This is a genomic window from Cohnella cholangitidis (assembly GCF_014107495.1).
GTDB classification, from domain to species: Bacteria; Bacillota; Bacilli; order Paenibacillales; family Paenibacillaceae; genus Cohnella; species Cohnella cholangitidis.
Genome location: NZ_CP041969.1, coordinates 3,147,780 through 3,170,813 on the forward strand (window position 1 = coordinate 3,147,780; position 23,034 = coordinate 3,170,813).

17 protein-coding genes are annotated in these 23,034 nt (G+C 50.6%); 12 read left to right on the plus strand and 5 right to left on the minus strand.

The features are described from left to right. Window positions 1-262: 262 nt before the first annotated feature. A complete protein-coding gene (locus FPL14_RS14905; RefSeq protein ID WP_182303720.1) occupies window positions 263-7,747 on the plus strand; it encodes an S-layer homology domain-containing protein in 7,485 nt (2,494 codons plus the stop codon). 63 nt (window positions 7,748-7,810) lie between these two features. Here FPL14_RS14905 and FPL14_RS14910 read toward each other — a convergent pair whose 3' ends face one another. Then, on the minus strand, window positions 7,811-9,592 hold the full coding sequence (locus FPL14_RS14910; RefSeq protein WP_182303721.1) for a sensor histidine kinase: 1,782 nt from the start codon (window positions 9,590-9,592) through the stop codon (window positions 7,811-7,813). Between the two features lie 150 nt (window positions 9,593-9,742). Beyond that, window positions 9,743-10,420 (minus strand): response regulator transcription factor, encoded by a 678-nt coding sequence (locus FPL14_RS14915; protein ID WP_182303722.1) that lies wholly within the window; start codon window positions 10,418-10,420, stop codon window positions 9,743-9,745. A gap of 293 nt (window positions 10,421-10,713) precedes the next feature. On the opposite strand from FPL14_RS14915, the gene FPL14_RS14920 reads away from it, so the two are divergent. Genes FPL14_RS14920 through FPL14_RS14930 form a run of 3 tightly spaced genes read left to right on the plus strand, consistent with a single transcriptional unit; the run spans window position 10,714 to window position 12,682 of the window. Then, window positions 10,714-11,196: a DUF2975 domain-containing protein gene (locus tag FPL14_RS14920; protein WP_182303723.1), complete on the plus strand. Its 483-nt coding sequence runs from the start codon at window positions 10,714-10,716 to the stop codon at window positions 11,194-11,196. Between the two features lie 10 nt (window positions 11,197-11,206). Beyond that, on the plus strand, window positions 11,207-11,425 hold the full coding sequence (locus FPL14_RS14925) for a helix-turn-helix domain-containing protein (RefSeq protein ID WP_182303724.1): 219 nt from the start codon (window positions 11,207-11,209) through the stop codon (window positions 11,423-11,425). A 12-nt stretch (window positions 11,426-11,437) separates the two neighbouring features. Beyond that, the gene (locus tag FPL14_RS14930) at window positions 11,438-12,682 is read left to right on the plus strand and encodes a DUF4153 domain-containing protein (protein WP_182303725.1); all 1,245 of its coding nucleotides are present in this window, start codon (window positions 11,438-11,440) and stop codon (window positions 12,680-12,682) included. Between the two features lie 34 nt (window positions 12,683-12,716). Here FPL14_RS14930 and FPL14_RS14935 read toward each other — a convergent pair whose 3' ends face one another. Continuing rightward, window positions 12,717-15,035 carry a preprotein translocase subunit SecA gene (locus FPL14_RS14935; RefSeq protein ID WP_182303726.1) on the minus strand — a complete coding sequence of 773 codons (2,319 nt, stop codon included), beginning with the start codon at window positions 15,033-15,035 and terminating at the stop codon, window positions 12,717-12,719. Between the two features lie 182 nt (window positions 15,036-15,217). Here FPL14_RS14935 and FPL14_RS14940 point away from each other — a divergent pair, with 182 nt between their 5' ends. The 6 genes from FPL14_RS14940 to FPL14_RS14965 all read left to right on the plus strand — a co-directional run bounded on the left by FPL14_RS14940 (window position 15,218) and on the right by FPL14_RS14965 (window position 20,073). Further along, window positions 15,218-15,811 (plus strand): hypothetical protein, encoded by a 594-nt coding sequence (locus tag FPL14_RS14940; protein ID WP_182303727.1) that lies wholly within the window; start codon window positions 15,218-15,220, stop codon window positions 15,809-15,811. Between the two features lie 58 nt (window positions 15,812-15,869). Beyond that, window positions 15,870-16,385, plus strand: a complete 516-nt coding sequence (locus tag FPL14_RS14945) for a GNAT family N-acetyltransferase (protein ID WP_182303728.1) — start codon at window positions 15,870-15,872, stop codon at window positions 16,383-16,385. Between the two features lie 107 nt (window positions 16,386-16,492). Next, window positions 16,493-17,719 carry an S-layer homology domain-containing protein gene (locus FPL14_RS29950; protein ID WP_229263920.1) on the plus strand — a complete coding sequence of 409 codons (1,227 nt, stop codon included), beginning with the start codon at window positions 16,493-16,495 and terminating at the stop codon, window positions 17,717-17,719. A 260-nt stretch (window positions 17,720-17,979) separates the two neighbouring features. After that, complete coding sequence (gene catA, locus FPL14_RS14955) at window positions 17,980-18,639, plus strand: type A chloramphenicol O-acetyltransferase (RefSeq protein WP_182303729.1); 660 nt, start codon at window positions 17,980-17,982, stop codon at window positions 18,637-18,639. A gap of 281 nt (window positions 18,640-18,920) precedes the next feature. Beyond that, window positions 18,921-19,322, plus strand: coding sequence for a VOC family protein (locus FPL14_RS14960; protein ID WP_182303730.1), 402 nt, complete (start codon window positions 18,921-18,923; stop codon window positions 19,320-19,322). A 109-nt stretch (window positions 19,323-19,431) separates the two neighbouring features. Further along, entirely contained in the window at window positions 19,432-20,073 is a 642-nt protein-coding gene (locus FPL14_RS14965; protein WP_182303731.1) for a hypothetical protein, read from the plus strand. On the opposite strand, the gene lspA is transcribed toward FPL14_RS14965, so the two are convergent. Next, window positions 20,070-20,513 (minus strand): signal peptidase II, encoded by a 444-nt coding sequence (lspA, locus tag FPL14_RS14970; RefSeq protein WP_182303732.1) that lies wholly within the window; start codon window positions 20,511-20,513, stop codon window positions 20,070-20,072. The genes FPL14_RS14965 and lspA overlap by 4 nt on opposite strands. A gap of 153 nt (window positions 20,514-20,666) precedes the next feature. After that, window positions 20,667-21,014 carry a winged helix-turn-helix transcriptional regulator gene (locus FPL14_RS14975; protein ID WP_182303733.1) on the minus strand — a complete coding sequence of 116 codons (348 nt, stop codon included), beginning with the start codon at window positions 21,012-21,014 and terminating at the stop codon, window positions 20,667-20,669. A 142-nt stretch (window positions 21,015-21,156) separates the two neighbouring features. On the opposite strand from FPL14_RS14975, the gene FPL14_RS14980 reads away from it, so the two are divergent. Both FPL14_RS14980 and FPL14_RS14985 read left to right on the plus strand, forming a co-directional pair. After that, entirely contained in the window at window positions 21,157-21,510 is a 354-nt protein-coding gene (locus FPL14_RS14980) for a DoxX family protein (protein WP_182303734.1), read from the plus strand. Window positions 21,511-21,726: 216 nt separating this feature from the next. After that, on the plus strand, window positions 21,727-22,941 hold the full coding sequence (locus tag FPL14_RS14985; protein ID WP_182303735.1) for an MFS transporter: 1,215 nt from the start codon (window positions 21,727-21,729) through the stop codon (window positions 22,939-22,941). Window positions 22,942-23,034: the final 93 nt, after the last annotated feature.

The window sequence follows — 23,034 nt, forward strand, 5'->3', positions numbered from 1 at the left end:
TGAACGGCAACCCTCCTGGGCGGCAATCAGCACTTGGGTACAAATATACAGCAAAACGATGCATTGAAAAAGAATTCTCGTACAGCGGGAATCCGATCGCAACGGGAACCGTAAAAGCTAAAATGACCTCCATGACCACATTTCGTGACCTGGTCATTCCCATATTGGGCAATAGGCACCTGATATCCCTCCGACTTCCCGTGAGAAGATCAATTAGATACTGGGATACGTGTCGGTATCGAGAGATAAGGAGGGATTGAAGTTGAAATTAGGGAGAAAAATGCGAAATCGCGCGGCGGCCGTCAGTTTGGCGCTTGCGCTATTGCTGAATGGAGGCGTAGGCTCGCTGTCGGCGGCGCCGAATCCGCAACCGACGGTTACCGAACTGTACGATTCAACAGTTGATCCGAACGCAGACCTATCGAATCAATCCATTAAAGTCGCCGATTTTCAAGCCGCGGCTTTGACCGACAGGGACATCAATCTGCGATGGGTGCTGGCCGGATATAATGAGATCGCGATTCGCTGGGATGCGATCGCGGTCCAAGACCCCGATCATCCCGGCCAGACGATGCCGGACCCGAACATCGACCATTATACGCTGGAGTGGAAGAACGGGGATGCGTGGTTACCGCTTAAAGAGACGAAAGACGATTTCTACTATCTGCATACCGGCTTGCCGGAGACGACCTTCGTGGATTACAGAGTGATCGCTTACGATGCGGACGGCAAACAAACCGATGTTTATTCGATCAAGGCGGCGACCGATCATCTCTATCAAAAGCGGATCGTCGGATTAGCCGACAGCGGGGTCTCGGCCTTGCAAATCAGCGAGGATGGCCTGACGGTCGTATTCCTTACGGACGCCGCGAACTTGCCCGATGCCGCCGCTTCCAACCAACTCGGACTCTATATGTACCGGGTATCGGACGGCAGCTTGAAGCGCATCGATAATGCAGCCGACGTTGATTACGACAAACGGGGCGACAAGCTCGCCGTCAGCGGCAACGGGCGATATGCGGCCTATTCTCGAATGAACGGGAACCAATACGAGCTGTGCCGATACGACAGCGAAACAGGTCTAATCGAATCGGTTGCCATTCAGGGCAAGCGCTTCGATCAGATCGCGATAAGCCGCGACGGAACGAAGCTCGTCTTTGATTCAATCTCGTCAACTTATGTTCCGAATCAAGGGGATCAGAACGGAACCATAGATGTCTTTCTTATCGACTTCTCCAAGCCGATGGAGGAGCGGGTGCAACGAATTAGCGTCGCGCCGGACGGACAAGAAGGCAGCACGGAAAGCAAGAACGCCGCGATTAGCGCAGACGGCCGTTATGCGGCATTCGTTACGAAGTCGGACTTGCTTCCGGAAGAAGTCGAATACGACGGTCAAAATAAGCTCTACCTATACGATACAACGACCGGCCTTTTACAGCATGTACCGGTTGGGTACGTCGAGGACGGAGAGAGGAAAGAGCTGGATGCGACATGGCCGAGCCTATCCGAGGACGGGAAGTTGATCGCTTATCGCAACTATGTAAATGCGCGCGGGCTTAGAATCGGCGTCATTGACCGCAGTTCCGGCCAACCTGTCGAGGTATGGCATACGAACGGAAGCTCCAAAATCGATTTGCTCATTCCAAAGCTCACCAGCAATGGACGATATGTGACGCTTAATTATTTCGACTACAATCCGTATGAAAAATACGCGCCTTACGATACGAAAGGTTACTTGCGGTTTGATACGCAGTCAACAGCCAATGAGTACCGTTATTTGGGGAAAATGGCGTATTCCAGCGTCGCTTACTTAAGCGGAGACGGCAGCAAAGGAGTTTATGCCTACTGGAACGATTGGAACGAAGCGTCCGGCGGGGACACGAGCCTTGAAGAGGGCGTGCAGCTTTATTACTTCTGCCTGGAAAATTGCGAGGATACCGGGCCCTCTCAGGACATGGTGACGAAGGCGGATGTCGAGCTTCCGTCTCACGTCAACGGGTCCGTTCCGATGGGCGGTAAAATCGTCATTCGAGCGCTCGCGCAGCCGAACCTGTCGTTAAAAGCGGATATTGTGTACGAAAGCGCGGATCAAGGAAACAGTCATACCGTCAGCGCGAACTTGGCCGCATCTGCGGAAGAAGCGCGCGTATATCGCGCGGACTGGACGTTGCCTGCCGGAACGAAGCGGATCGTCTCGGTGAAAGTCGCGCCGATCGGAAAGCCCGACGAAAGCAAGGAGGCTCTGAATAGTCCGCTTGAAGTCGCCGGATTGCTGCAGGTGAAGCTGTCCACGGCGGACGCCTCCGCGTTAGCCGACGTGAAGATGAACCTCTGGAGCAATTCCGCGAAGGCGGGCGGCAGCGCTAAGTTCCCCGCTTCGCTGGAAGCGGAGACGGCCTTGAAGCCGGCTTCGGATTATACGCTCTCCCTTGTCGACGCATCCGGACGACTGCTGCTCGAGGAGCCGGGCGTCGAGGTGAAGCCCGGCGAATCGAATGCCGTCGCTCTATCCGTAATCCCCGCCGCGCAGCTCGCTGTTCATGTGATCGGGGAACGAGGCATGGCGGTTCAGAACGCCCAGGTGGAAATACGCCGGCCCGAAGGCGAATTGCTGTATCGCGGCAAAACGGTCGGAAACGGAATATTGACGGTCCCGAACGTGTTCTTTGCCGGGGATGAAGTTGAAATCCGGGTCGCGGCTCCGTCCCCCTATCAGTCTCCTGCACCGGAAATCCACAAGCTTCAAGCGGGCAATCAGCAGCCGGTCATCCAGCTTGCCAATTTGGACTTTGGTACGCTCGCGGGCATCACGATGTTCAAGGGTAAACCGGTGCCTGGCGTAACGGTAAAGCTATTAGGAGAAACCGGTACTCTCGTCGACCAGACGGTATCCGACGCGCAAGGCCGTTATCGTTTGCGAGCGCCGGCAGGCATTGTCCGTATCGCCGCCGAACGGAAGGAAGCGCCGTTGTACGCGAGCAAGCAGATTGAAACGCTTACGCTGAGGACGGCGGAAACGTTGACGCGTGATATTCCATTGGATAACCATGGTCTGGGAACGATCAAGGTCGAAGCCAAAATTCTTCATGTCGATGGAAGCTCAATCCCGATCTCCCTTGCCGACAAGGTGAACGCCCAAGATTACCAGCTCATGTTTCGTGCTTTGAATGTCGCTCAAGTCTATCGGATCTCTCCTGTCTATTACGATCGATTTCAATTTTACGGGACGCCCGGGGATCAATTCGAGGTTTGTATAAAGTCAACGGCAGTCGAGCTGGGCTCCGCCTGTGAAACCGTGCAATTAAACAGCAATCGGGAAGCTACGGCGACTCTGACGCTTAAAGAGACTGCAAGAATTACGGGAACCGTCTCGGGTTCTGATTTTGAAAGATCGGTCTATTACCAATACCGCTCAAGCAACGCGGACAATTGGACCTATCTCGGCTATCGAAATATTGAACCTAACGGAGCTTTTGCGCTTTCGCTCCCGAAACCCGGGATATATCAAATCCAATTTCGGAATAACTCCCAATCCTACACGTGGGAAGGCGAAGTCCATCAAGGGGAACTTCTTACCCTTCCCCCGATTCACCTGGCCAGCCAACCGACCCTATTCGCAGGAAAGTCCGGCAACGGCTTCAATCAAAGCGAGCTGCGTGCTTCGTCCGGGGAGACAGTGACCTTACGGGCAAGCTATCACAACAGCAGCCAAGCAGACATGCTGTTCGAAGCGAAGTTGATTTTGAACGTACCGACGGGCGCAACCTTATTGCCTGACAGCGTGATGCTGAACAATATCCCCGTTGCGGCTGCGGATGAGGGGAGCGGCAAATACGCCGTTACGGTAGGGCACTTGAATCCGTTAGCAAGCGGATCGATATCGTATCGCGTTCGAATCGACAATAATCCGCCTAGCGAGATGCTTCAGCAGATGGACATCCGCTTTAAGAAGACTTCCAACAGCGCGGTCGCCGTGGAAACGCTCGGCGCGGCTTTCATTCGCACTTCAATACTGACCTTAGAAGCGCCTGAGACGATTGCGCAACAATCCTTCACGGTCAGCGGACGCGCGCCAGCAGGCAAGCAAGTGTTCATCTATTCCGACGATGCGCTCGTCGGCAGCGCGGAATCGACTGCCGGCGGCTTATGGCACGCTGAAATCGCATTGCCGGATAAGCCAGACAGCTTCGTCTGGAAGAAGCCATCCAACAATCGCTTGATCGCGAAGGTAGAAACGGATTCCGGATTTGTAGAATCCAATATCGCGCTTGTTAAGGTTGATCCGACAGCGCCATCGATAACGGAAATGACGATAGGGCAGCAAACCGGCCGTAAAACCGTTTTTCATCCTAATAGGGGAGTTGAGCGGTTTCCTTTTACTATCGCGCCGAACACGTCCATTTTTGTGACGGCGAGCATCTCCAATCCCGAACGGATGATCAACCCGACGGTGACGATCGGCGATCAAACGGTTCCTTTGTACGAAGGCGATTCCGGCAAATTCAGCGCGATCGTCCCGGCCAGTCGCAACATGGGAACAGGGATATATGTAAACTACGACTTGCTGCCCGAAACGGCGAAACCAAGAACGAAAGAGCCGACCGAAGACGACTGGCTTGCGGAGCAAGCCGCTCAGGAAGCCGATTGGGGCAAGGTGGATGTCACCGTTTTCGATTCAAGCGAGTCGGGACCTGATCCCGAGGCGGCCTACTCCCCGACGTACAAGGTCAACTTCCCGGACAAAGACCATACGGAAGCCCTGTTCCGGATGAGCGTAAAGGCGGAGAAGCTGACGGGAGAACCCGTGCCTTACCGCGGATTCGTACCGACCTGGGATTACGAAACCGGCGCTCTGGTCATCAAAGGCAGCATTTCAAGAAGCATGTTCTCCGCTGCGCAGATGAAAGAGCTGGCGGCTATCGTGCCCGGCGTGCAATCTCTTCAATTCGGTCCAGAACCGACTTTGTCGACGGACTACCTGGGCATCACGCTCTCTCTCCTCAATCCGAAAGCGGAGAAGTTCAATACGGCGTACGGTATCGCCAATAGCTTAAAAGGCTACGTGAGCGACACGATCGATTTTATGGATTACGCCGATCAAATCCTGCAGTTCCAGGATTACGTCATCAACAACGAATGCGATGCGACGAGCGTCCGCTACTTCGTGAATGTGTCGAATATCCTATATGATCAAGCCGCGGGCGGGCTCGTCATGAAAAACATCATCACCGGGGCCGGTTTGGTGGCGGGCGTGGGGCTAAGCAAGCTCCCTCCTTGGGCGACGGCTTCCATATCGGGACTTCTGACCGCCGCGAATGACGCTATTTTGAGCTCCTGGGGCGATCGGCTGAATGACCTGAAAAAGGAATTCGAGGAAAACAAAAAATGGCGCGATCAAATGGCGGAAGCGGGAGCGATCAGCCGATGCAACACGAAGGACTTTAAGGAAGATAAAAAGGTGGCCGACCCCGTATGGATTTGGGACCCTAGCGGATATGCCTACGAAGCCGTACCCGGCAATCGGCTGGAAGGCGTAAAGGCTGTTTTGCTGCAAGAGGATCCCCGGCATCCGGGAGATTGGGGCGAGTGGGATGCGGACTGGTACGGCCAGCAAAATCCGCTCTACACGGATTCCGAAGGCCGATACGGATGGGATGTGCCGGAGGGCAAGTGGCGCGTTCTCTATTCGAAAGATGGATATCTGCCTGCGCAAAGCGCCGATTTGACCGTATTGCCGCCTCACTTCGACGTGAATGTCGCGATGGTATCGCTGCAGCCCCCTGAACCGATCGCCGGTCAAGCGGTCGCCGGCAAGTCGATTCGGGTGTCGTTCAGCAAATATATGGTTGCCGACACGGTGACCGCCGGAGGTATTATTCTTGAGAACGCAAGCGGATACCAAGTATCCGGCCGGGTCGAAGCCGTCGATAGCGAAGCGGACGAATCCGGACAGACGCTTGCGCGAAGCTTTAAGTTTGTACCTGAAGCGCCGCTTAAAGCCGGAGATCAATATCGCTTGCGCGTACTCGCGCATGTACAAAGCTACGCGTATGTCGGCATGACGTCGGAGCGCTCGTTCAATGTGAGCGTACTGCCTGCGGACGCGCGAATTCTTGAAGCGGCGGCAGATCTTACGGCTATCGCAGGGCAAACCGAATTGTTCGTTGAATGGACGAAGCTGGACAATGCCGACGCAAGCGGCTATAGATTGACCGCGACGCCGCAAGGCACATCGGCTTGCGAACCGGTCGTAAACGATTTGGGCCTAGCCCGAAACAACGCCTCGATGCAAGATTTGTGCGCCGGAACGACGTATGATTTGAGGTTGGCAACGTTGGATGCCGATGGCGGCGTATCCGCGGGTACCGCTATCACTGTGAAGACGAAGAATGCGCCGACATTGCTGCAGGACACGACGTCTCCCGGCGAGGCGACCGCAGCGTCGGCAGTCTGGAAAGACGAGCAGCTTTTCGTCGCATGGACGGACCCGAACGATCCGGATTTGCACCATGTAGAAGTATCGTACAGGGTCAAGGGAACAACGGCTTACAGCGTTCCGCAAGTCGTGGCGAAGGGCTTGCAGCAAGTCCGGTTGCTGCAGCTGGACAAGAGCAAATCGTATGACATTCTCATTCGCTCGTTTGACAACCGGCTGAACGGCTCGACCGGCCTAGCCCTTACCGACAAAGCCGACAATCCTGGAAGCGGGGGCGCTGGCGGTGGTGGTGGTGGCGGAGGCACTGGCGGTGGTAACGAAACCGGCGACCCGCTGCAGACGGAGATCGAACTTACCGGCGACGCGGGCGAATGGACGCTGTTCGACGGCGCTTTGCGGCTTAAGCAGCCCGCCGGAGCCTTCAAAGAGACGGTCAAGCTCGCGATTCGACAGCTTCCGATCCGCTCGAACGAGCAGCCGGCAGGCATGCTGCAGGTCAGCCCTGCGATCTCTCTCGTGGCAGATACGCAATCGCTCAAGCGAATGTCCGTCGAACTTCAAGCCGACAAGAGCCTGATCGTTGGCAAAGATATTCGCAAGCTAGGTATTTACCGGCAGGATCCGGCGAAGCCGCAAGCTTGGATCTACGTTGGAGGCGTCGTCGGAACGGACGGTTCCTCTGTCCGGACGGACATTTCCGAATGGGGCGTCTATGCGGCGTTCTATCATGAGGTTACGTTTGCGGATATTCAAAGCCATTGGAGCCGGCAAGAGGTGGAGGTGCTGGCGAGTCGGAACATTGTGTCCGGCGTATCCGCGGGCAAGTTCGAGCCGAATCGCTTGCTGACGCGCGCGGAAGCGGTTAAGCTCCTCTTGTCCCTGATGCGGCAATCCGGCAATTTGCCTGACCAGCCCGGTACCGGAGCGAATTTTAAAGACGTTCGGGGCAGCGCGTGGTATGCTGCGGATGTTGCTGCGGCAAGCGCGATTGGCATTATCCAGGGAGCGAATGGCCGCTTCCGCCCTCACGACGAGATTACGCGCGAAGAGCTTGTCTCCATGATTGCTAGAACCGGGGTTATCCCGGCAACGATGGATTCGGACGAATCTTCCGCTTGGCTGGCTCCTTACCGGGATGCCCGGAGCATATCCATTTGGGCGTTGCCGGCCATGCGGTTCGCCGTAGAACAAGGCTGGCTGAAAGGCCGTACCGCAAGCACGCTTTCCCCGCAAGGAAAGCTGTCTCGCGCAGAAGCGGCGGTCATCCTCTACCGGCTGTTGGATCAATTGCAGTTGATCCGGCAAGCTTAACAAAACGGAGACCCGAGAGAAGGACACTTTATCGCAAGTGGCCCCTCTCGGGTCTCCGTTTATCTAAGGCTGCAGCGGCAAGTCGATCCGCAGCACGCAGCCCCTATCATGGTCCGGCGAAAGCGTCAGCGTTCCCCCGAGCAGCATCACTCTTTCGTTCATGGATTGCATCCCGAAGCCGTATTCACCGGGCTCATACCGAATGCCGTCGTTGCGGAGGCGGAATCGAACAAGATGATCCTTCTGCTCCAGATGAAATCGGAAATGCTTGCTCTTGCCGTGTTTAATCCCGTTCGTCAATCCTTCCTTCAACGCTTGCAATATCGTACGCTGATGCGCCGCTGTCATGGGGGGCAGATCCCCTATCGCATAGTCGATTAGGACGTCCATCGTCTCGGACGTGTTTTCGATCAGCTCGGCAAGGATAGTCTGCAAAGTCAACTCGAACGCGTTGTCCTCCTTCATTCGATGGACCGCTTCCCGAATTTCGTCCAAGCCTTTGCGTACAAGCGCCTGAGACTGGCGAGCGTTCTCGAGGCCGCGTTCGTCTCCCCGCTCCAGCAGCATCATAGCCGCTTCAAGCTGAACGATCGACGCGGTCAGCGTATGCCCCACATGGTCGTGAATATCCTCGGAAATCCGATTCCGCTCCTTCATCATCGCAATGTCCGACATGGCTTTCGCCTTTTCGCGAATCGATGCCTGAAGCTGAAGGGATGTCCGTTCCAGGTCGGAAGTTCGTTCCCGCACCTTGCGCTCAAGCCTTCCCTTCATCCCTCTAAGCTGATCCCTTGCGCGTACGACGAGGACGAATCCCATCCCGAAAATCAAATAAAACAAGCTGAGCAGCACCAGGTTATCCACTACGATCTCGATCAAGAGCGACCACTGGTTCGAAGATCTGCTCCCCCGCGGATACATGAAGTTGTAAAGCTCTTCAGCCCCAATGCCGAGCAGCAGCACAATAACTAACGAGGCGATTTTTCCGGTTTCGCCGATGCGATCGCGGTACGACCGATAGATGCCCAAGATGGCAATAGGAGACGACAGCAGAATCAGCAGCAACATCAAGGTAATCGTCGTGTGATGGACCGAAGGGCTTAGCAAGCTGAAAATGATCGCTAAAGGAATCAGAATGGAATAATAGATTCGCAATCGCGCGAAAATTCGAGACGGATCCCCTCCGGACAATCGCTCCAGCAGCCCGGCAATCGCCCAAGCCGCCGCCGGGTTGCCGATTTGAACATAGGAAGCGAAAGCCCCCATGTCCAAGTAATACTGCAACAGCCCCGTGCCGAATAGCGCGGAATAGCCTGCCGATAATGTCAAACAGCCGAAGTATAGGTATGCAGCGTTCCGTTCGTAGAACAGCCATGCGCAAACCGTTAGGATGAAGATGAAAAGATAGCAGACCGACAGCACGAGCCGAATCGCGTCTTGCCGTAAAATCGAAACGAGCAATTCCTCTTGCGGTCCGCCGATGATTTGTCCGGCGGTAGGCACAAGCGAGGAGGGCTCCCCCCAGATGCGAAGATAGAGCATGCTGCCCGCCGACGATTCCGGCAAGGGAATTCGATTCCAACGGAATAATGACGGCTTTTCGCCCTCCGGCAGTTGACCGCTGTACACGATTCGGCCGTTCAAATAGGCTTCGAAATGACCCAATCTTCGAATATGAAGCGCCGTGCCTTCCCCGGTATCGACATTGGAAGGAAGGGCTCTTCGAACCCAATACACTTCCGAAGGCGTCTTGCGATCGTCGATTGCCCGCTTAGAGACGACCAGCCTTCCGACTCCGCGAATGCTTCGGCTTCCACGGACATATCGCCGTTGTAAAATTCCCATTTCTCGGGGGAATCAATGGAGAAGAAAGCCGGAAGTCCATATTGGACGGACTTTAGCGCGCTAAGATTGAAAATAGCCGTCACGATCAAGATCGCGACGGGGATCCCCAGTCCAAAGATAACCCAGCTTTTTCGCGTTTGCCGGCTAAGGCTATTTCCCATACGGCGTCTCCCCGATCAGCTCCTGCAGCATCATGGATGCGATCGTTCTGTCGTTCGTTTTCAGCTTGGCATAAATTCCGCTGACGTAATTTTTGACTGTCCCGATGCTCATGAAGAGCGTCTCTGCAATCTCCGGGTTCGATCTTCCCTGAATCAATGCGCGCGCGACTTCGTATTCTTTTCCCGACAGTTGGATTCCTTTCAGCTTCGTATCCAAAGCGCCAACAAGAACCTTGGCGGAAACATCGACCGATTTGATGCGTTTAGCCAGTTTCTCGGCAATGGCCGTCGGAAGCAGAAATTCCCCCTGGGTCGCATCCCGAATGGCTTGCGCCAGCTTCTTTCCGGGAATATCCTTCAGTAGAAAGCCGGTCGCGCCGCTTGCCAGCGCTTCAACAATGTACTCGTCCTCCGCGAACGTCGTCAAAATGATCAGCACCGTGTCCGGAAGCAGCCGCTTGAGCCGGCGCGTACATTTCAGGCCGTCCATGCGCGGCATTCGGATATCCATCAGCACGACCTGCGGCTTCAGCTCCGCAGCCAATCGCAGCGCTTCCTCGCCGTCTTTCGCTTCGCCTACGACTTCCATATCGTCTTGAATGCTGAGTATCGTTTGCAGTCCTTCCCGCATCAACGTTTGATCGTCTGCTATCAATATGCGAATCATATCCGTTCCTCCGGTCGTCCTGTTTGTTCCAAGTATATGACAGGCTCAAAGGAGCGACAATCGTTTACGGGCATTCCGTGACGGCAGTCACCCTTTTCCATGACAGTCAGGTATGTTCATTTTCGACAGATGGAGAACAAGGTTAGTCCACCATAGTGGAGTTGGGCGGGAAATCTTTCTTAAACACGGGAATTATAACAACAAAAATACATCTAATTTCATAATAAAATTATTGTAAAACGATAAATATATGTTAAAATAAAGCTAATTCATTATAAGTGAGGGGCTTTCTTATGAAACGAGGAACAACATTCTTTTTAAGATTAACTATTGTTCTGATTGGAATGGCAGTTCTTGCTTTGTGCGTTTTTTTGGTGCCTGAGATCGCGAACTACGCAGTGGAACTGTATCCGGATAGGACGTATTTGAAATCTCTCGTGTACATCGATTTGTATGCATCGGCGATTCCTTTTTACATCGCTCTGTATCAAGCGCTTCAACTTTTAAGCTACATCGACAAGAACAAAGCGTTCTCGGAATTATCCGTGCGGGCTTTAAAGAATATCAAAAACTGCGCGATCGCAATCAGCGGTTTGTATGCGTTAGGCATGCCGCTCTTCTATCTCGTGGCGGACAAAGACGATGCCCCGGGGATCATCGTAATCGGGATGATTATTATTTTTGCCTCCATGGTCATTGCCGTTTTTGCCGCCGTTCTTCAGAAGCTTCTAAAAGAGGCTATCGATATCAAATCAGAAAACGACTTGACGGTCTGAGGTGAATATTATGGCGATCATAATCAATATCGATGTGATGTTGGCTAAACGAAAAATGAGCGTAACGGAGCTTTCGGAGAGGGTTGGAATTACGATGGCTAATCTCTCCATATTGAAGAACGGGAAGGCAAAAGCGATTCGATTATCTACTTTGGAGGCAATTTGTAAGCATCTAGAATGTCAGCCGGGAGATCTATTAGAATACAAAAGCGACGATACCCAAGCGTAGGGGGGCATATCGATGGACAATAACAATCTAATTATCGAGAACATGGATAATCCCCGCGAGCTGGAGAGAATGTTTAGACAAGAGCCCGAAGTCTTTAAGAAGTCATTCTCCTACGCATGGGAACAAAACCCCGATTCGCGGGTTCTTGCCGTTTGGCAGGAAAGGCTGCATTTCAAGGAGACGGAAAATACGGAAAAGAGTTCTTTGTTTCGGAGAAACTTCCTATTTATAGGCATTTTAGCGATCCTAGCCGGGATTAGCACGAGGCTCCTTTTTCATTTTACCGAACAGCAAGCAATTGCCCCTATTAACCTTTTTTTCGGCATACTTCCCTTTATGGCTATTTATTTTGTTTACAATAACCATTCCAATAGAAAAGTGATCTACACCCTTTCATCGTTATTCCTGATCTCCGGAGTTTATCTGAACGTGCTGCCGCTAGAGAATAAAGACAGCATTATCATGGCCTATCTTCACCTTCCCGTTTTCTTATGGGTAATCATGGGGATAGCCTTTACCGGAAATGAACACGGTAGAGGCAGCGCAAGATTAGCTTATCTGAAATTTAACGGGGAATTTGGCATTCTATACGCCTGCATGGCCATAAGCGGAATGGTGTTAACCGCAATAACCCTGCAATTATTTAGATTCATCGGCACGGACATATCGGAATTCTATTTTAGCAACGTCGTATTATTCGGTACTGCCGCTCTGGCGATCGTAGCTGCCTATTTGGTAACAAGGGACATTAAGCTTGCAAAAAATATAGCGCCGTATCTCGCCAAAATTTTTAGTCCGCTTGTACTGGCGACATTGTTGGTTTACTTTATAGCGATTCTTTGGATCGGCAAAAACCCATTCTTGGACCGCGATTTCTTATTGGTGTTTAACGGAGTGCTCCTTAGCGTATTGGTCGTCACCATCTTCTCCATTACCGAACGCGGCACGGACGAGAAAATGAACGTTTCCGATTATATCAATTTAGCTCTAATCGCCCTTGCTCTTATCATTGACGCTGTAGCTTTATCGGCCATCGTGTTCAGGCTTTCTTCTTATGGGATTACGCCCAACAGACTTGCTGTCTTAGGCGTAAACCTACTGATCTTTGCCAATCTCATTTGGATTATCCTTTCCTATGTGCGTCTTCTAGGAAACAAAACCGGACCGTTAGCCATTCAAGATGCCGTTACGAAGTATTTGCCGGTCTACGGACTGTGGGCTGCTTTCGTTACCTTTACTTTTCCTTTGATTTTTTAACGAAGAGAGCCTTAAGCGAAACCATACACCGCGCCTATCGCCAACGATGCGTTCTAAAAAGCCAGTCGAGGAAAGGTTTGAGGGCAGGTTTAAGGACAAGCGTTATAGCGCCGATAAAGTCGGGACCAATGGCGACGGGGGATAGAAGGGCTTTTTGCGAATACTGATCGTTTATGATATACGTCCAAGTCGAAGATGGGCTTTTCAAGCCTAACCGTTCCCACTCGGAAGGATCGTTCGAATTGCCGAGCTTTGCCAGCATTCTCGAAGTTTCTTTTTCTATTTTCGCCTGAAGTTGCTCGAACGCCTGGATAATTCGCGTATGAAACTCGTCGATCGGGTTGAGGCTTGCAAGGCCTTCCAAATGGATGCCTTCGCGAATATACGAAACGTAAGCGAGATGCTCGGCCCAAAACTTGTCGATATAGAACAATCTGACGCGTTGTTCCGAGGGGCTCATTGGCGTTTCGCCGGTCAAAATGGCGAGGCGATCTTTATACAGGATGCGCCTTTGCTCCTCAACCATATCCGAATAATGGTTGAGCTCTTGGCGAATATGGAAGTTTTGGCCCATGATCACGTGCTGAATGTGGCCGATTTTGTTACGCAGCAACGCTTCATCGAGCGGCTCGTCCTGTTTGAGTTTCTTATAAGAGGAGGGGATCGCTTTGTCGATGCCGAAACGCAAAATCAAATCGTCCTCCAAGTTTACGAAAAATCTGGACGACCCCGGATCTCCTTGCCGGCCCGCGCGACCGCGCAGTTGGTCGTCGATTCGAATGCTTTCGTTCGCGAGCGTACCGATGACATACAGCCCCCCAAGCTTCGCGACAACATCCGCCTGCTTCGCGTCTCCGCCGCCAAGCCGTATATCCACGCCGCGCCCGGCCATGTTCGTGGACACCGTTACGGCGCCGATCTCTCCCGCCTTGGCAATGATTTCGGCTTCTTCCGAATCGTTCTTCGCGTTAAGCACATGGCAATTCACGCCGATTTGCCGTAGGCACTCCGCCAACAGGCCCGACTCTTCGACGCTCGAAGTGCCGATCAAAATCGGCCTTCCCGTCGCATGGACGGACGCGATTTCGGCGACCAGCGCTTTCAGCTTCGCTTCCTTGTGGGTAAAGATTTTGTGTGGGTGATCGATTCGGATACAAGGACGATTGGGCGGAATTTGTACCACCTGCAGCGAATAAATATTCTCGAATTCAATCGCCGATACTTGGGCGGTAGCCGTCATTCCGCTGATTTTCGGATATAAGCTCAGCAGATGCTGCAGCGTGATCGTGCCGAGGATTTGGCCGCCGGCTCTGGAACTAAGTCCTTCCTTCGCTTCCAGCGCTGCTTGCAGCCCGTCCGGTAAATGCCGGTTTTCCGCCACGCGTCCGGTATATTCGTCGATTAGCTCGATTTTACCGTCCCGGACGATGTAATCGATATCCCGCTTTAATAGAGCATCCGCATGAAGGGCGCAATTGAGAGACGTTAACAAATGACTGTTATGGCTTTCGTACAAATTACCGCAGTTCAATAGCGATTCTACCTTTTCGGAGCCAGCCTCGGTTAAGTAGACGTTACGCTTAAACTCATCGAAAACGAAATGCTCTTCGTGATGCAACTGCTTAGCCGCATCCGCGAACCTTGTGCCGTCGTTGTCAGTAGGTGCAGCTTCGCCTGCAATGACGAGCGGAACGCGCGCCTCGTCGAGCAGCAGCGAATCCGCTTCGTCGACGATCACGTAATGAAAAGCCCGGTGGACGGTGTCGCCCGCGGTCATCGCAATCGAGTCGCGCAGAAAATCAAAGCCCGCCTCTTTGGCCGTCACGTACGTAATGTCCGCCGAATAAGCCCGCTTTTTCTCGGCCAAGCCCATGCCCGCCTGAACCGCGACTACCGACAGACCGAGAAACCGATAAACCGGTCCCATCCACTCCGCATCCCTGTTCGCCAAGTAATCGTTAAACGTCAGGACATGCACGCCGTTGCCCGTTATCGCGTTTAAATACGCCGGCATAACGGCCGCAAGCGTCTTCCCTTCGCCTGTCCGCATTTCGACCAAATTCCCCTCGTGAAGGGCAATAGCCGCCATAATTTGAACCTCGTACGGCCGTATGCCAAGCGTTCGCCGCGCCGCCTCGCAAACTAATGCGTAAGCATCGATCAGCAGCTTGTCGAGCGGCGCGCCAGACTTGACTTCGCTTTGAAGCCGCAGGGATTCGGCCCTTAGCCGATCGTCGTTCCACTCTCGCAAATCCCGTTTCATTATCGTTTCGGCTTTGTCCCGATAGCCTTTGAGCTTGCGAAGCGCGTCGCGTTCTTTTACCTTTTGTACCAGTTTGCCGGCCATGTTCATGCGCTTGGTCCTCCCTCGCTACCGATAAATGTTGATAGGTATACGTTTGTTGCGAAAGGAGGTTGCGTGATATTGGGATACCAGGAAAAAATGTGCGAAAATGAGGAAGTAAAAGTCTGCGCAGATAGAATAAAACGGCAAAAAAACTATCATAGAATATAATTAATCGGGGAGGGAGAAGAATGAATAAAAATAGCGTGATTGCTGCTTGTCTCATCCTTTCGCTTGTAGGAAATGCATTTTTGCTGAAAATGTATTTTGACGCAAAGCATAACCAGGTTACGCTTGAAAAGGGAATTGTTATGAATGAATTTATTGAAAGGGAAAAGGAGTTAAGAAACTTCAGAGCATTTGTCAGCGAATTGGCAGCAGATGATGATGAACGCGTCCCTATTAGCGAAGAACAATCTAGCCTTTATTGGTTATTGGCATTTCCTTTAGAATCGATAATTATGAAAGGCACATATGAGATACAAGCAGACTATGAACATTACGATGACTATATAGGATTTATTCGAGAATTTGATCAAGAGTACAAGGCGATTGGAAATCACTTTAAATCCAAGTTGCCGTTAATGACTAAGGAGCAATTGGCGGATTTTGCTTTTCGTTTAGATGGAACTTATGAGTTGCTTATGAATCAAGCGTTAAGAGATTGGAAAATTAGTAGAAAGGATAAAAAGGTAGATATTCGATTCGAACCTCGCAAAGAAATACTTGATCAGGTTATACAAGAGCTAATGTCGATTCGCGAAGAACTTGAAGCTGGTGGATGACTCGCCTTTGTTCAAACGATCGTTGCGCATGAGGTCTAAAATGAGGAGGGGTAATTCAATGAAAAGGATCGAAACAGCAAGGCTATATATTAGAGAGTATAATATAGAGGATCTCTCAGCATTACATGAAATCCTTTCGGATGAATTAACAATGAGTTTTTGGCCAAAGCCTTTCAATTATTATCAGAGCGAAGAGTGGATCAAAAATAGGGGCATTGGGAAATACCAAGAAGGATATGGAAGATTTGCGATTGAACTCAAGGAAACAGGTAAAATTATCGGGGATGCGGGACTTTTAAGACTAGAGGTGGCCGGGGAAGTCGAGAACGATTTAGGTTATATTATTAAATCCGACTATTGGGGCCAAGGTTTTGGGTTTGAGGCTGCAAATGCGTTGATGATACGCGGCTTTAAAGAATTAAATCTACAACGGATATGCGCGAATATGCCGACAACCCACAACGCATCAAGAAAAGTGGCGGAAAAACTGGGAATGAAGCTTGATAAACAATTTTTGAATAGTAGAAATCGTGATATATTGACGTGTTTATATGTTGGAAACCCTCGAACATAATCCATTAATATTTCATTAATATTTGAAGAATTAAATGATGTTAGGATATTAAAAGTCATATGGTAAGCAACATAAAATATTGCTAGAGGGTAGGTTGAGAAGTGATCATGAAGAAGAAATCGCTAATCTGGTCTACGGTATTGGCGCTTGGTTTGACCTCCGCCGCGTCGTTCGGCGTCGGCATGGGTTCAGCGAAGACCTCGGCTGATTTTACCGATCTAAAGGACTTGGACGCAGCGACGAAGGCCAAGTTCGATGCGATGATGTCGGCAGGCGTTTTCGATGGGATATCCGAGAACACTTTCGGACTGAAAGACGAGATGAATCGCGCCCAATTCGCGAAGGTGGCGGCTCTTATTTTCGGCCTAAAGGTCGACACGAGTCTCAAGACATCTTCCTTCACGGACGTACAGTCCGACAGTCCCGGGTTCGGCTATGCGTTACCCTACATAGAAGCGATTAAGAAAGCAGGAATAACAGAAGGCATGGGTGACGGTACCTTCAACCCGGCGGGCGAGGTGACCAAGGAGCAGTTGGCCGCATTTCTGGTTCGAGGATTGGGCAAAGAAAAAGACGTAGAGGCGACTCCGGACGTTGCCGATCAGACCGTTTCTGGTTGGGCGCAAGGTTACGTTAATTTGGCTCTCGAGCTTAAATTACTAAATAATGCTCCGGAAGGTACGTTCGGGGGAAATGCACCAGCAGCCCGGGAATTGCTCGTTACCGGAGCCTTCGAGTCTGCCAGAACGTTCGAAGAGACCAAACCCCTTGAGGTATCAGGAGCCGACTTCGCGGCAGGGAACAAGTTGAAGCTGATGCTGACGGTGGGGGTCGACACAGGCTCCATCGACCTGTCCAAGATTACGATCAACGGAGTACCGCTCGATCCGAAGTTAGACAGCTTCGCGCTGTCCGAGGACAAGAAGACGATCATTATCACGCTGCATGAAGGTTTCCAACTCGATACGTCCAAGCAGCCGGTCATCAATGCGAACGGCCTGAAGACGATATTCGGCAATGAGATGAAGAACGAGGAGAGTAAGCCGATCCCGGTTACGGTAACCGAATCTCCGGTCACGAAACCGGAGACCCCTAGTACGCCATCGACGCCGGAACCTGCAACGAACCCTAACTCAAACACGGACTCCAACTCGAGTACGGGCCCGAACTCAAACCCGAATCCGAATCCGAATCCAAACTCGAACACGGACCCGAACTCAAACCCGAATCCGAATCCGAATCCAAACTCGAACACGGAACCGAACCCGAACACGGACCCGAATTCGAACCCGAATCCGAATCCGAATCCAAACCCGAACTCGGATCTACAGTGAAGATTCTGAATACATCCCCTGCGAATCGTATATCCCGGGCGGTGTATTTTTTTATGCTCCGAGCCGATATGACATCCGCGGATCGCTCGAAGCCGCGCTTGGTTCACCTTCAAAGACCCGGATGGCAACGAGTTGATGGTCACATCGCCAAGTTAGCAAGTCCATATGTTAAAATAGTAAAAAAACGAAAGTGAATGAGGATATGGTTAAAGCAGTCGATGTTCCCTCCTAAAAATATAAAATTTTAGGAGGGTAAAAAAATGATTTTCAATCCGATCGATAGGGATAGTTGGACTAGAAAACCTTATTTTGAACATTATTTAAACCGTGTCAGATGTACCTACAGTATGACCGCTGATATTGACATCACCCTTTTGCATGCAGAACTAAAAAGCATAGGGGTTAAGTTATATCCCGCCCTGATTTATATGATTACGACGGTGGTTAATCGTTACCGTGAATTCCGAACTTGCTTTGATCCGGAGGGAAGGCTGGGTTTTTGGGACCGTATGTCTCCCAGCTTCACCATATTTCATGAGGAGGATAAGACCTTCTCAAGCATTTGGACTCCGTTCAGCGAGGAGTTTCAAACGTTTTACGAGCGTTACCTTCAAGAGACGGAAACGTACATGAATGCGAAGCAATTATTCCCGGACGCGAACGAACCGCCGAACACGTTCCCGATTTCCAGTATCCCTTGGGTTAGCTTTACGGGTTTTAATCTGAATATCTATACTGAGGGAACGTATCTCCTGCCCATCTTTACAATGGGAAAATTCTATAGACAAGACGAAAAAATACTGTTGCCTGTATCGGCACAATTCCACCATGCGGTATGCGACGGCTATCATGCAGGTGTGTTCTTTAATGATCTGCAACGGTTGGTTGATGGTTGCAAAAGTTGGCTGGCAGGTAAATAATCGTACAAAAAAGCGAAACGGTTGCGTGTCTGCAACCAACCGTCAACAGGCTGCAAACGGAAATGCTGCAGCCTGTTGTTAGACCACAAAAAAGTCGCCTTAACCTTCAATTTTGACCGCTTGGAATAAATGCGTTTCTAAAATTTAAGCCACCGATTAGATTGCATACGGAGGGTGAAAGCCCTCCTTTTTTCGTGCCTTCGTTAGTCGCTGCGAGAACGCTTGTTCCCCACTCGATTTAGTGCTAAAATTTGTAATTATACGAAAAAGGAGAACGATGCATGAAAGTTAGACTAGAGGGCGTTACCATGCTGGCAAACGACGTGTCCGCGTTGGCCAACTTCTATCGCGATGCAATTGGATTTCATGTAGCTGTCGAAGAGGAGCATTATGTGGAACTCGAGAATAGCGGGGTTCGTCTTGCGATATGCTCCAGGCCCTTGATGGCAGAAAATACGAGCGGACATTATTCCTTCATCGAGAATCGTAGGGGGCAGGCATTCGAACTCAACTTCGAATGCGATTCCCCTGAGGCCGTCTATCATTCGTTTGCGGAATTCGTCGCTAAAGGAGCTACGGCGATTGCCGAGCCTACAATCAAACCGTGGGGACATGTTACCGGATTTTTTGCCGATCCCGAGGGCAATATCCATTCGCTATTTGCCGTTAACCCCAATAGTTAGTTGGCATCCCTTTCACTCAGATCTTCAAACAATCTTGATTTAACCACCACCAGATCTTCAAACGCCTCCTGTAAGATTCAGATATGAATCATTCTGGGGGGTTATTTTTATGAAAAGTTGGGGTTCAGGATGGGCTGGAATATGCGGAGGATTGCTTTATCTTTTCTTCGGGGCTGCATTCGTTATCACGCACGGAAGCACGACATTTAACCGTAATGACACTTGGCTAGGTTTCGATAATTTCGACTATGGTGAACTCAGCTTTGTGAACCCTATTCTTTTCTTGTTGTTGACGCTAGGGTTCGAGCGAAACGCCGATTATATGGGGAAAAGGGGCAAGTTTGGTATAAAATTGACTCAAGTCAGTCTGGTGTTGCAAGCAATCTCGCATTTCATAACGAATAATACGATTGATTTGGAGCATGACTGGAGAGGTCCTATTGCAACCAACGGCTGGATTCTCTATTTATTTTCCGTCTTGCTCTTGCTGATCGGAATGTTGTTGTGGGGATTATCGCTCGTGAAAAAGGAAGATTACCGTTTTCTTGCATGCCTCTTGATTACGACTGTTGTATTTTCGATCGCTATGTTTGTTGTTGGTGCATGGATTTCGAATAATTCGGACGGCAGCCAAATGTGGGAAGTTGCCTTCGGCCTTACTTATTTGCCAGTCGGTTTATGCTGGATAAGTTTAGGCGTGTTGCGACTTAGCAAATCAAGAGCTCTAGCTAGAGGTTGCTCCGTTCCTTAAGCCGGCTTGAACGCTCGGTAGATCTGCTGAGAGATCAGCAAAAGAATGCCCGCGAAGACCCAGATATCCGCGAAGTTCATAGTTGCAGCATCGGAGAAGTGAAGAAAGTCCGTCACATGGTTGAAGAGGATCCGATCGATGGCATTGCCAATCGCTCCGCCAATGATGAGAGCCACGCACGACTGCAGGTACGCGCCGCGAATATTGCCTTTCCGATGCCAATAGAGCGCGGCGATCGTCATGAGAATGACCAACAGCGCGAGAACTCTTCCCCATCCGTGGAACATGTTTCCGGTAGATCCCGTATTCACGAGATGCACAATCCGGAACGATCCGCCCAGAATCTCCGTCCTTTCGCCAAGCTCCAAGTTCATGCGAACCGCAACCTTCGTCGCGGCGTCGATCACGACCGCCGCGACGATGATCAAGTAGAAGTACATAGAGGTTCCCCCTTCACGACGATGCGCTATTTACTAAAGCTCTCCGGCGCATTCATTGACAGCTTTACTCCCAGACCGCTCCTGAAATCCTTCAGCGGCACGTACGGCTGATTCCGGAACGAAATGACCGTCTCCGGCTTGACCGCCCACGTCTTATCGTTCCGACGAATGCTCTTCCCCATATAGCTCGTTCAAATGAGCGATATGAGCTACTCCCCAGTCATTCATGACCTGCAATAAAGGGGCCATTCGTTGACCGTATGCCGTAATGGAATATTCGACCTTGGGAGGAATTTGGTTATAAATCTCGCGATGGATAATATCGTGATACTCTAGTTCCCTTAATTGTTGAGTGAGCATCTTTTTGGTGATGTCCGGGATCGTTTTTTGAAGCTCGCTAAATCTCATTGTGCCATTTGCAAAAAGGCGAAGCAGAATAACGGGCTTCCACTTCCCGATAAGGATATCTAACGCCGTTTCAAACTTGCAATAAGCAGTCACTAAATTTCCCTCCGATTCTTTACCATCCTAAGGTTTAGTTTTGTATACTACGTTTATTTTAAGTGCCTACTTCCTAATAGTTGCCCCGGAAATTATTATATGTTCAGGCGTTGAAGATACACAAGCAGAGGAGCTAACGACCATGAATATCGCGTTATGGATCGTGCAAGGAATTTTAGGATTAGGATTTATTTTTTCCGGTTGGATGAAGGCGGTTCAGTATGAAAAGGCAAAAGCGTCCTGGCTTTGGGTGAAAGACGTTTCGAGAGGATTCGTTTTCTTCATCGGGATCGTGGAGTTGGTTGGGGTACTTGGGGTAATTCTGCCCCAAGCGACGAATATCTCGCCTGTTCTGACGCCGATCGCCGCTACCGGGCTTGCCGCAATTGTTCTACTCGGAGCCGTATTCCATATTAAGCGCAAAGAATATAAACAAATCGGCGTGAACATCGTGTTCTTGGCGTTAGCCGTATTTGTAGCAGTAGGACGCATGTGAGCGGATAGAATGTGATAAAATGATGATATCTTTTTTTTGGAGGTGTTTGCTTTGTTAATGGGTATCCATTCCATGCGATTGAGATAATGTGAGAGTAGGCAAAAGCAACTCGGCCATTTTTTTCGTATGATGGCAAGGGTTTATTTGTTTATGCTTTTTACATTGTCTGTAGACGAAGGAATGGTTATCTAGTATTCCATATAAGGGGAATGAACAATGCAAACTCACTGGAAAAAAGCGTTCGCGATCATATTTAGCGGACAAATCTTCTCGATTTTAACGAGCTCTATGGTTCAGTTTTCAATCATATGGCATTTGACGGAAACGACGGAGTCGGCTGTCGTGTTAACGATGGCGGGGCTTGTCGCGTTTATGCCGCAGGCTATCTTAGGTCCGTTTATCGGCGTATGGCTCGATCGATGGGACCGAAAGTTAACCATGATTATATCCGATAGCACGATTGCGTTATTCAGTCTCGCATTAGGCTTATATTTCTATTTGGGCGAACCGAGCTTGGCATTCGTTTATCTGATATTGATGGTGCGCTCTACCGCTGCGGCTTTCCATGCGCCGTCATTCCAAGCCGCAATTCCGCTCATCGCTCCCGAAGAGCAGTTAACGCGGGTGGCAGGCTGGCAGCAGATGGTTTTTTCGGTTTCTACCGTTATCGGCCCGGCCCTGGGCATTGCCGTCTATACGGCTACTTCTCTTGGCGTCGTGTTGTTCTTAGACGTATTAGGCGCATTAATTGCAAGCACCATGCTTCTGTTCGTCAAGATTAATCAACCGAAGCCGGAAGCGAAACAGTCGTCTGGTTTTAAAAGCGAATTCATGTTGGGCTGGAAAGCTTTCGTTAAGGTAAAAGCAATTGTCTCGATTACGATAGCTACGGCGATATTCAGCTTGGCGTTCATGCCTCTGGCAACGCTGTTTCCTTTGATGACGTTGTCTCATTTCGAACGCGGAGGATATAGCGCAAGCCTCATCGAGGCGGTGTTCAGTATCGGAATGATACTGGGCGGGTTATTGTTATCCGTCGCTGCTTCGAAGTGGAAGGATATAACTTATATTTGTTGGAGTTTAATTGTGATAGGCTTAACTTGTTTATTTAGCGGAGTAATTAGCAATGAGGCCTTTATTGTCTTCGTGGTTCTGTCGTTCTTAATGGGAGCGGCTTCTCCGTTCTTCAATGGGCCGTATATGGCGATGATCCAGAGAGCATACGAGCCGGAGATGCTGGGGCGCGTTATCTCGCTGGTTACGAGCGTGATGCTGCTCGCTTCGCCGATCGGACTATTGCTCGCCGGACCGATCGTAGACAAGTATGGCGTTCAATGGTGGTTTTTCTGGTCTGGGGTCGTAACGGTCATGACCGGAATGGTTTTGGCTGCTCAATTCAAGCGATTGCAAGTAAGCGAAGCCGCTGCATAAAATAACAGAGAGTACGTGAATTTAGAATACATCGCCACTGAGGCAAGTGCCTTGGGCGATGTATTTTTTATGCCTCGAGGTCGTCAGGAATAA